The organism is Dietzia sp. UCD-THP, from assembly GCF_000349585.1.
Classification (GTDB): domain Bacteria; phylum Actinomycetota; class Actinomycetes; order Mycobacteriales; family Mycobacteriaceae; genus Dietzia; species Dietzia natronolimnaea_A.
Genome location: NZ_AOSR01000177.1, coordinates 1 through 1,126, shown reverse-complemented (window position 1 = coordinate 1,126; position 1,126 = coordinate 1). Strand labels below are relative to the sequence as shown.

General features: G+C 69.2%; 2 protein-coding genes. Both read left to right on the top strand.

What is annotated here, in order from left to right; translation table 11 throughout:
* On the top strand, positions 1 to 765 hold a 765-nt coding region (locus H483_RS27485; RefSeq protein ID WP_017836511.1), incomplete at its 5' end, for a ParA family protein.
* 4 nt (positions 766 to 769) lie between these two features.
* Complete coding sequence (locus H483_RS27480; protein ID WP_017836510.1) at positions 770 to 1,096, top strand: hypothetical protein; 327 nt, start codon at positions 770 to 772, stop codon at positions 1,094 to 1,096.
* Positions 1,097 to 1,126: the final 30 nt, after the last annotated feature.

Sequence of the window (1,126 nt, the reverse complement as noted above, 5' to 3'; positions counted from 1 at the left end):
AAGGGCGGCGTCGGCAAGACCACCACCGCCCTCATGCTCGCCCACACCGCCGTCGCAGGCGGCAAGCGCGTCCTAGTCATCGACCACGACGCCCAAGGGGGAGTAGCCCTCCGCATCCTCGGAAACCGCGACCCCGACGGACACACCCTCGCCGACATCTACGCCCGCACCCCAGGCGTCACCCTCGCCGGCGCCACCCACACCACCCGCCGCCCCGGCCTGGACATCGTCCCCTCCGGCCGCGGCAAACTCGCCGCAGCCCTGCAGGCGCTCGGGGGAGTGGCCCCCGGAAAAGTCCTACACAAAGCCCTCGACACCGTCCGCGACAACTACGACCTCGTCATCATCGACTGCGACCGCGGCCTGTCCCTGGGAACCATCAACGCCCTCTACTCAGCCGACCGGGTCCTCCTGGTCACCGAACCCGAAAACGACTCCTTCAACGGCATCAGCGACACCGGCGAACTCGTCGACGAGATCAACGAAGACCTCCGCCCCAGCCGGCCCCTGCCCGACCCCGACATCCTCATCAACCTGCGCGACACCACCCGCACCGCCACCCACGGCCGCGTCGCCACCGAGATCCGCGACTGGGCCACCCAATCCGGCTACACCGTCCACCCCCACGACATCCCACGCCGCGCCTTCATCGCCGAAGCCGCCGCCAACGGTCAAGGACTCGACGAGCTCCGCGACATCGCCGCCGTCACCGTCCGCGACAGCTTCCACGAGCTGCTCACCACCCTGACCGCCGAAAGGACCTGAACCCATGGCCGCCACACCGCCCGTCCGCAAGCGCAAGACCACCGACAGCCTCGTCGCCCAAGCCGCAGCAGGGGAGGGCACCCCACGGCCGGCCGACGCCCCCGAATACCGCAACTGGAACATGCGCCTGCCAGCCGACCTGGTCGAACGCATCTGGGGCACCTGCGAAGCCCTCGACAAGGACGAGGACCTGCCCAGCGCCGTCGCCTTCACCGTCCGCGCCTTCGAGGAGCTGCTCGACCGCCTCGACGCCGAATACAACGACGGCAAGCCCTACCACTCCGACACCAGCCCCTTCCGCGCCGGCGGCCGCACCACCTACAAGAGGTAGACCCATGCACATCGTCACCATCACCACGAC